This window comes from Actinomyces sp. 565 (assembly GCF_010365615.1).
Classification (GTDB): Bacteria; Actinomycetota; Actinomycetes; order Actinomycetales; family Actinomycetaceae; genus Actinomyces.
In genome coordinates, this window is sequence record NZ_PIZD01000066.1 from 61,631 (window position 1) to 69,752 (window position 8,122).

Genomic DNA, 8,122 nt, shown 5'->3' on the forward strand with positions numbered 1-8,122 from the left:
GGTCCCGAAGCTGGTAGCGGGCGATGGCCTGGGATAGCACGGAGCGGTCCATCCGCCCCTGTGCCACCAGCGCCTGGAGCGTCTTGACCACCACTGACTCGGCATCGATCAGGTAGTGGCGGCGGGCGGCTGCGCGCGTGTCGGAGAAGCCGAAGCCGTCGGCGCCCAGGGTGTGGAAGTCCCCGGGAACCCAGGCGCGGATCTGGTCAGGCACCAGGTGGTCGAAGTCGCTGGTGGCGATGAATGGACCGGAGGCCTCACCCAGCTTGGCGGTCAGGTAGGGCACGCGGGCCGGCTCATCCGGGTGCAGGAGGTTGTGCTGCTCAGCCTCCAGGGCCTCGCGGCGCAGCTCGTTCCAGCTGGTCACCGACCACACGCCGGCGCGCACTCCCCAGTCCTCGGCCAGAAGGCGGCGAGCCTCCTGCACCCAGGGAACTGCCACGCCCGAGGCGAGCAGCTGCACCTCGGGCCCGTCGCCCTCGGGCGGCACGTCGAGGCGGTGAATGCCCCGGAGAATCCCCTCGACGTCAGCGTCTGCGGGCTCGGCCGGCTGGTGGATCGGCTCGTTGTACACCGTCAGGTAGTACATGACGTCCCGGTTGCGGCCGGAATCCGGCCCATACCAGCGCTCAAGCGCGTCGCGCACGATGTGCCGGATCTCGTAGGCGTAGGCCGGATCGTAGGTGACCACCGCCTCGTTGGTGGCAGCCAGCAGGGGGGAGTGCCCGTCCATGTGCTGGGTGCCCTCACCGGTAAGGGTGGTGCGGCCTGCGGTGGCGCCGATGATGAAGCCGCGCGTGAGCTGGTCGCCGGCCGCCCAGAACTGGTCGCCGGTGCGCTGGAAGCCGAACATCGAGTAGAAGATGTAAACGGGGATCATCGGCTCCCCGTGGGTGGAGTAGCTGGTGCCGGCCACCTGGAACAGCGCGGCCGAGCCAGCCTCGTTGATGCCGGTGTGCATGATCTGCCCGGAGGTCGACTCCCGGTAGGACAGCATCATCTCCGCGTCCACCGGCGTGTAGTTCTGGCCCTGGGTGTTGAAGATCTTGCGGGTGGGGAACAGCGACTCCAGCCCGAATGTGCGGGACTCGTCCGGCACGATCGGCACGATGCGCCGTCCGATGTGCTCGTCCTTGATCAGCTCCTTGAGCAGCCGCACGAAGGCCATGGTGCTGGCGACCTGCTGCTTTCCGGAGCCGCCCTTGAGGATCTCGTAGGGGGCGTCACCGGGCAGCTGCAGCTGCGCGCCGGGGTCACGGCGCTCGGGCAGGAAGCCCCCCAGGCGGCGGCGCCGCTCAAGCATGTAGGCCAGCGCCGGGTCGTCCGGCTCGGGGCGGTAGTAGGGAGGCAGCTTCGGATTCGCCTCGAGCTCGGCGTCGCTGATCGGGATGTGCAGGCGGTCGCGCAGCCCCTTGAGGTCCTCCAGGCCCAGCTTCTTCATCTGGTGGGTGGCGTTGCGGCCGGCGAAGTGGGAGCCCAACAGGTAGCCCTTGACCGTCTGCGCCAGGATGACGGTGGGCTGGCCCTTGTGCTCGGTGGCCGCCTTGTAGGCGGCGTACATCTTGTGGTAGTCGTTGCCGCCGCGTTGGAGGGCCCAGATCTCCTCATCCGTCCAGTTCTCCACCAGCTTGGCCGTGCGCGGGTCGCGACCGAAGAAGTGCTCGCGCACGTAGGCGCCGTCGTTGGCCTTGAAGGTCTGGTAGTCGCCGTCGAGCGTCTCCATCATCAGGTGCTCCAGGGCGTGGTCCTTGTCCGCCGCGAGCAGCCGGTCCCAGCCGCGCCCCCAGATCACCTTGATGACGTTCCAGCCCGCACCCTTGAAGCAGGCCTCCAGCTCCTGAATGATCTTGCCGTTGCCGCGCACCGGCCCGTCGAGCCGCTGGAGGTTGCAGTTGACCACGAAGGTGAGGTTGTCCAGCTGCTGGGAGGCGGCCAGCTGCAGCATGCCGCGGGACTCCGGCTCGTCCATCTCCCCGTCGCCCAGGAAGGCCCAGGTGTGCTGGGCGGAGGTGTCCTTGATGCCGGCGCCCTGCAGGTAGCGGTCGAACCAGGCCTGGTAGATGGCCTCCGCCGGCCCCAGCCCCATCGAGACGGTGGGGTACTCCCAGAAGTCCTCCATGCGCCGCGGGTGCGGGTAGGAGGGCAGGCCCCGCCCGCCGGCCGGCCGGGAGACCTCCTGCCGGAACCCGTCCAGGTCCGCCTCGGTCAGCCGGCCCTCCAGGAAGGCGCGGGCATAGTTACCGGGGGAGGCATGCCCCTGGAAGAAGACGTGGTCGCCTCCGCCGGGGTGGTCCTTGCCGCGGAAGAAGTGGTTGAAGCCGACCTCGTAGAGGGTGGCGGTGGAGGCATAGGAGGAGATGTGCCCGCCGACGCTGATGCCGGGCCGCTGTGCCCGGGTAACCATCACGGCGGCGTTCCACCGCAGCCAACGGCGGTATGTGCGCTCAACGTCCTCGTCGCCGGGGTAGTAGGGCTCGTCAACGACGTCGATGGTGTTGACGTAGGGCGTGGTGGTCTGTGCCGGCACGGTCACGTTCTTGCGGCGCGCCTCGGCGAGCAGGTTCAGCAGGATGAAGCGGGCCCGGGGTCCGCCCTTGTCCGCGATGAGGGCGTCGAGGGAGTCACGCCACTCGCCGGTCTCGTCCGGATCATTGTCCGCGACCTTGTGCAGCAGGCCGTCGATTAGTGGAGTGAAGTCGTTGGTAGGGCTCACGGAGATCCTCTTTCTTCGTGTCCGGGCGGCTTAGACGGGGCGCGGCAGGCGGTGTGCCGAGGGCATCGCCCGCCGCGCCGGTCGCGTGCGCTACTAGCACTCCTAATCTAGGAGGCGGAGGCGCTCCGACGCACCCAAAATCGGGAATAAAGTCCCAGAGCAGATGTGGCCTCGAGCACGTTGTGGCGTGTATTACAGGCGGCGGCTCTGAAGGATCCCGCGGGCGGGCGTCGTGCTCTCGGGCGTGTTCGCTTGCGTCCGGCGGGTCTGGTGCGGTGGGCTAGTGCAGTAGCTAGAACCGAGTGCCGCGAAGGCGGCCGACGCACGGGCCAAGCGGCCCCGGCATGAAACGGAGAGAACAGCAGTGGCGAGTACAGCGGCCGGAGCCTTCGGCTTCGCCCCCGGTCTGATCATCCAGGAATTCGGATACGACGACGACGTCGACGAGGCCCTACGACAGGCCGCCGAGGCCCAGACCGGCACCGAGCTCGTGGACGAGGACTTCGAGGACGTTGCGGACTCCGCAATCATCTGGTGGCGCGACGACGACGGTGACATCGACGACCTGACCGACCTGCTGGTTGACGCCCAGGCCAACCTCGACGGTGACGGCCTGGTGTGGGTTCTGACCCCCAAGGCGCGCACCACCGGGGCGGTTGACGCCACCGAGATCGAGGAGGCGGCGCGAACAGCCGGCATGCACGCGACCTCCGCGGCCTCAATGGGGGAGCGCTGGAGCGGTATCCGCGTCTCCAGCCGCAGGCACTGAGCGGGCATTGAGCAGGCACTGGGCGGGCGCTGAGCGGGACGGCGTGCCGGGAGACGACGTCGGCTGGGGCACTGTGCCTCGCTGCTCCCCGTAGGGCGACCCGCCGGTCCCCGTTGCCGTGGACGGCCGTCGACGGCGCTAGAATGTCCCGCGCCGCCGCTTTCACCAGTGGCGGGCACGGACCTGTAGCTCAGTTGGTAGAGCAACGCGTTTACACCGCGTAGGTCGTCGGTTCGAGCCCGGCCGGGTCCACCCATCGCCCTCGGGCGCCGCTGACCCCAGGCGGCCAGTCTCATGCGCAGCACCGAGAGGAGTGCCGTGGCTAGTACCCGACGCAGGCGCCGCTGGCAGCGGGCGCCGTCGCCGGGATTCTGGCTGCGGGGGAGGGGCGCGGTTTGGGCCGCGTGCCGGAGGCGGAGCTCATGGCCCGCTACGCAGTGGGCGGCCGCGGCTACACCGGTCCGCTCGTGCTTGAGGCGGCGAGCCGCTCCACCTGGGAGAATGTCGCCGCAGTCATCCCCCTGATCGAGCACTGCTCCCGCATCGTCATCGTCTCCGACTCCGTGCATGCACTCAAGGCCAGGCTCTTCCTGCACCAGCAGCGCCCCGATCTGGCTGCCCGGCTGGCCCGAGCGGATGATTACCGGCCGGGCGAGCGCCTGCTGCACAAGCCCGGAACCGCCCTGGCGGGAATGATTGACCTGGGTCTGTCGGTATGGGGGCCGGGTTGGGCGCGTGACTCAGCCACCGGCATGGCGGGGCTGCGGCGTGTGCTGGCGTGCGGTCAAGCCAGGGTGCTCATGAAGCGGCCCAGGCGCTTCAAGCCCTCGGTGATCTCCTCCCGGGAGGCCGCGTACGACAAGCGCACGTGCGACTCGGCGGTGCGCACCCCGAAGTCGCGCCCCGGCGTCAGCGCCACATGCGCCTCATCGAGCGCCCGCATGCAGAAGTCCCACGAGGACAGCCCCGTATCGGAGACGTCGAAGTAAATGTAGAAAGCACCGTCGGGCTCCACCGGAATGTTCAGGCCCAGTCGGCGCAGCTGTCCGAGCGCCAGGTGACGCCGCTCCACCAGCTCGCGCCGACGTTGCTCGCACACTGCCAGCGACTGGGGCGTGAACGCCTCCAGGGCGGCGATCTGGGCCGGCGTCGAGGCGCACAGGAAGTAGTTGACCGCCAGGTTGCGCGCCGGCTCGACCAACGACTCGGGCAGCACCACCCAGCCCAGCCGCCATCCCGTCATCCCGAAGAACTTCGAGAAGCTGGAGATCACGATCGCCTCCGGGTCCAGTGCCAGCACCGTGCGCGCCGGACGTCCCTGCGCATCCGGATCCGCCAGACCCAGGTAGATCTCATCCACGATCCGCCACGCGCCCGCTGCACGCGCCGCGCGGCAGATCCGGTCCAGCTCGGCATAGGGAATGGAGGTGCCCGTGGGGTTCGACGGCGTGGCCATCATGACGGCGTTGGTGTATGGGGTCCACGCCGTCTCCATGGCGTCCAGCTCCAGCTGGTACCGGGACTCGGCAAGCGTGGGGGCCAGTACGATGCGTCCCCCGAAGGAGGCCACGAGCTCACGGTTGCACGGGTAGCAGGGGTCGGCGATCACCACGTCGTCGCCCGGCTCGGTGGTCAGGGCAGCGGCCAGCAGCAGCGCCGCGGAGGCCCCCGAGGTCACCAGGACTCGCTCCGGATCGACCTGCACGTCATGGTGCTCGCGGTAGAAGCGGGAGATCGCCTCTCGTAGCTGTGGCAGCCCCGCTGCTGCCGTGTAGGGCAGTTCCTGGTGGGCCACGCGGGCCAGGGCGTCGCACACCGCCGGCGGGGCGCCGAAGTCGGGCTCGCCCAGACTGAGCTTTGCGACCGAGTACCCGCGGGCCTCGATCTCGCGGGCGCGTGCTCCGATGCTCATTGCGTGGAACGGCGGAGCTGTGACGGCGCGCTGCGCGAGCTTCATGATTCCCTTCCGGAAGACGTGCGCACCGAGCGGCTGCGCGAGACGAATGCATCAGGGTAGTAAGGTTAGGTCCGCCTGCCGAGCGACGCACAGGGTGTGGGATGGGAATTTCGCCACCACGCTGACTGATAGTCTCTACTGCGTCGGTCGCCCGACCGGCGCCAGGGCAGGCGCCCGCGCCCGCGGACACGCCTGCGCGCCCCCTTAGCTCAGCGGTTAGAGCAGCGAGCTTATACCTCGTCCGTGCCTGATAAGCACATGGTCCTGGGTTCGAATCCCAGAGGGGGTACTGGAACGTAGCGGAGCACCGACTGGCCCCTGTGGTGGAACGGTAGACACGGCGACCTTAAAAGTCGCTGCCTGCGGGCGTGCGGGTTCGAGACCCGCCAGGGGCACCATCACCGCTACCCTGGCCCTATGACGCAGCCGCAGCCCAACGCCGACGCACTCGCCGACCACCAGGCGCTGACAGTGGGGGAGGTGGAGGCCATGCTGCGCCGCGCCGCGCCTCCCGAACTCGCTGAGGACTGGGACTCAAACCGGCTGATCTGCGGCGATCCGGAGGAACCCGTCAGCAGCGTCCTGCTGGCTGTGGACCCCGTGGCCGCCGTCGTCGACGAGGCCATAGAGCAGGGCGTGGACATGGTCATCACGCATCACCCTCTCTATCTGCGCGGCACCGACCACGTTGCGGCCACAGACCCCAAGGGGAGGGTGGTGCACCGGCTTATCCGTGCCGGTATCGCCCTGGCCAACGCCCACACGTCGCTCGACGCCGCCCACGGAGGCGTGGCTGCCGCGCTCGCCGCCGGCGTCGGCCTGCAACAGGCCCGCCCCCTGCAGCCCAGCCCCGCCGACCCCGCGCAGGGAATCGGCCGCGTGGGAGTACTAGCGGCTCCCACCCGCCTGCGGGACTTAGCCGCCGCCGTCGCCGCGGCCCTACCGGACTCCGTGCCCGGGCTCCTGGTTGGCGGTGACCCGGACGCCGTCGTAGAGACCATGGCCGTATCGGGTGGCGCCGGGGACTCGCTGCTGGAGGCGGCGCGTGCCGCCGACGTCGACGTCTTCCTCACCGCCGACCTGCGCCACCACCCGGCTAGCGAGCACCTCGAGGCCGGTCGGCCCTACCTGCTGTGCGGCACGCACTGGGCCACCGAGTGGGTTGGGCTGCCACCGCTGGCAGCCAGGCTGGAGTCCGCGGCGGCGGCCCGTGGGCATAGACTTTCGACGCACGTATCGCAGATCGTCACCGATCCGTGGACGCTGCGCCTAAGCACCGGGGCCTGAACCGGCCCCGTAGGGCACGCCCGCGGCCGAGACCACGCCCACCGGGGGCACGGAGCAGGCCGCAGGGGGTGCGCCGCCACTCAACAACTCGATACCCACCCCGAATATCCAGCGGAGGATCAAGCCGTGACCAGCGCCCCCCTCAGCCAGCAGCGACTGCTCATTGATTTGCAGAGACTCGACTCGCAGCTCGCGCGCCTCACACACGAGCGCAAGCACCTGCCGGTGCTGGAACGCATCGACGCCACGGTACAGCGCCTGAAGGCCAACCGGCGGCGCGCCGTTGTGGCCGCCGCTGCCCTGCAGGAGGCTCAGGCCAACGCCAAGACGCGTGAGGATGAGGTCAACCAGGTCCTCCGGCGCGCCCAAGTGCTGCGCGAGCGGCTCTCCTCCGGTCAGGCGGCAGCCCGTGACCTACCCGCGATTCAGTCCGAGATCGACCAGCTCGGCCGGCGGCAGGCGGTTCTGGAGGAGGCCCAGATCGCGGCTATGGAAGCGCTTGAGGCCGCTCAGGCGGAAGCTGGCTCCGCCGCCGAGGAGGAGCAGGAGATACGTGCCGGAGGGCGGGAACTGACAGCCGCCAGGGATGCCGACTTCGCCCGCCTGGATACCGAGATAGCCGACGCACGCACTAAGCGGTCCGAGCTGGCCGCGGTGATCGACGACGCTCTGCTCTCCGAGTATGAGGCGGTGCGGCAGCGAACCGGTGGGCTCGGGGCAGTAGCCCTATACGGGCGCCGGGTTGAGGGCGGCAGCGTTGAGATCAGCCCCCAGGAGCACGCCCGCATCGCCGCCGCGCCGCAGGACCAGGTCATCCACGCCGAGGACAACGACGTAATAGTGGTCCGCATGGAGGGCTGACGGGCGTGACGCGTCACCCCGCCTGCGGGCGGCGGCTGCTCCCGGCGCATGCAGGCGGCCGGTGCTCCTGCCAACCAGTGATCATCTAGAATCACCCTCGCGGACGAGCCGACCGGGCGGCCGCGGTACCGTCGGAGCGTCGGCGGATCGAGGAACGTCCGGGCTCCACAGAGCAGGGCGGTGGCTAACAGCCACCCGGGGTGACCCGCGGGACAGTGCCACAGAGAACAGACCGCCGACTACGGTCGGTAAGGGTGAAACGGTGGGGTAAGAGCCCACCAGCGTGACGGGTGACCGCCACGGCTAGGTAAACCCCGCTCGGAGCAAGACCGCGCAGCAGGTGCCCGCTGAAAAGCGGAAAGGGTTGCTCGCCCGAGCCTGCGGGTAGGTCGCGTGAGGCCACCGGCAACGGTGGTCCAAGATGGATGGTCGCCACTGCCGCACCGGTAACGGTGGGCAGTAACAGAACCCGGCGTACAGGTCGACTCGCCCGCACCACAGACGGCGGCGGCCCCACCCGGTAGGGGTGGGGCCG

General features: G+C 69.4%; 5 protein-coding genes, 3 tRNA genes, 1 other RNA gene and 1 pseudogene. 8 read left to right on the forward strand and 2 right to left on the reverse strand.

Annotated features, from left to right (window positions below; translation table 11 throughout):
* The coding region (gene aceE / locus GZ997_RS11085) for a pyruvate dehydrogenase (acetyl-transferring), homodimeric type (protein WP_162679925.1) at nt 1–2,713 on the reverse strand (2,713 nt) is incomplete at its 3' end.
* A gap of 364 nt (nt 2,714–3,077) precedes the next feature.
* Between aceE and GZ997_RS11090 the strand changes: the two genes are divergently transcribed.
* From GZ997_RS11090 to GZ997_RS12965, 3 genes and pseudogenes are all read left to right on the forward strand, one after another.
* A complete protein-coding gene (locus tag GZ997_RS11090) occupies nt 3,078–3,482 on the forward strand; it encodes a DUF3052 domain-containing protein (protein WP_161924134.1) in 405 nt (134 codons plus the stop codon).
* 179 nt (nt 3,483–3,661) lie between these two features.
* Nucleotides 3,662–3,734: transfer RNA gene (locus GZ997_RS11095), tRNA-Val, on the forward strand.
* A 119-nt stretch (nt 3,735–3,853) separates the two neighbouring features.
* Nucleotides 3,854–4,093, forward strand: a pseudogene (locus tag GZ997_RS12965) (ElyC/SanA/YdcF family protein); the annotation flags it as partial.
* A 173-nt stretch (nt 4,094–4,266) separates the two neighbouring features.
* Here the strand turns inward: GZ997_RS12965 and GZ997_RS11105 are convergent.
* Nucleotides 4,267–5,439, reverse strand: coding sequence for an aminotransferase class I/II-fold pyridoxal phosphate-dependent enzyme (locus tag GZ997_RS11105; RefSeq protein WP_161924133.1), 1,173 nt, complete (start codon nt 5,437–5,439; stop codon nt 4,267–4,269).
* Between the two features lie 198 nt (nt 5,440–5,637).
* Here GZ997_RS11105 and GZ997_RS11110 point away from each other — a divergent pair.
* From GZ997_RS11110 to rnpB, 5 genes are all read left to right on the forward strand, one after another.
* A tRNA-Ile gene (locus GZ997_RS11110) sits at nt 5,638–5,728 on the forward strand.
* A gap of 25 nt (nt 5,729–5,753) precedes the next feature.
* Nucleotides 5,754–5,837, forward strand: a tRNA-Leu gene (locus GZ997_RS11115).
* Between the two features lie 19 nt (nt 5,838–5,856).
* Nucleotides 5,857–6,726, forward strand: a complete 870-nt coding sequence (locus tag GZ997_RS11120; RefSeq protein WP_161924132.1) for a Nif3-like dinuclear metal center hexameric protein — start codon at nt 5,857–5,859, stop codon at nt 6,724–6,726.
* A 126-nt stretch (nt 6,727–6,852) separates the two neighbouring features.
* Nucleotides 6,853–7,587, forward strand: a complete 735-nt coding sequence (locus GZ997_RS11125) for a hypothetical protein (RefSeq protein ID WP_161924131.1) — start codon at nt 6,853–6,855, stop codon at nt 7,585–7,587.
* 104 nt (nt 7,588–7,691) lie between these two features.
* Nucleotides 7,692–8,080: RNase P RNA component class A (rnpB, locus tag GZ997_RS11130), an RNA gene on the forward strand.
* The last annotated feature ends 42 nt before the right edge of the window (nt 8,081–8,122 follow it).

Bases quoted from the DNA above. Each gene is read 5' to 3' on its own strand.
- GZ997_RS11105 (WP_161924133.1), bottom strand. From the start codon at position 5,439: ATGAAGCTCGCGCAGCGCGCCGTCACAGCTCCGCCGTTCCACGCAATG.
- GZ997_RS11120 (WP_161924132.1), top strand. From the start codon at position 5,857: ATGACGCAGCCGCAGCCCAACGCCGACGCACTCGCCGACCACCAGGCG.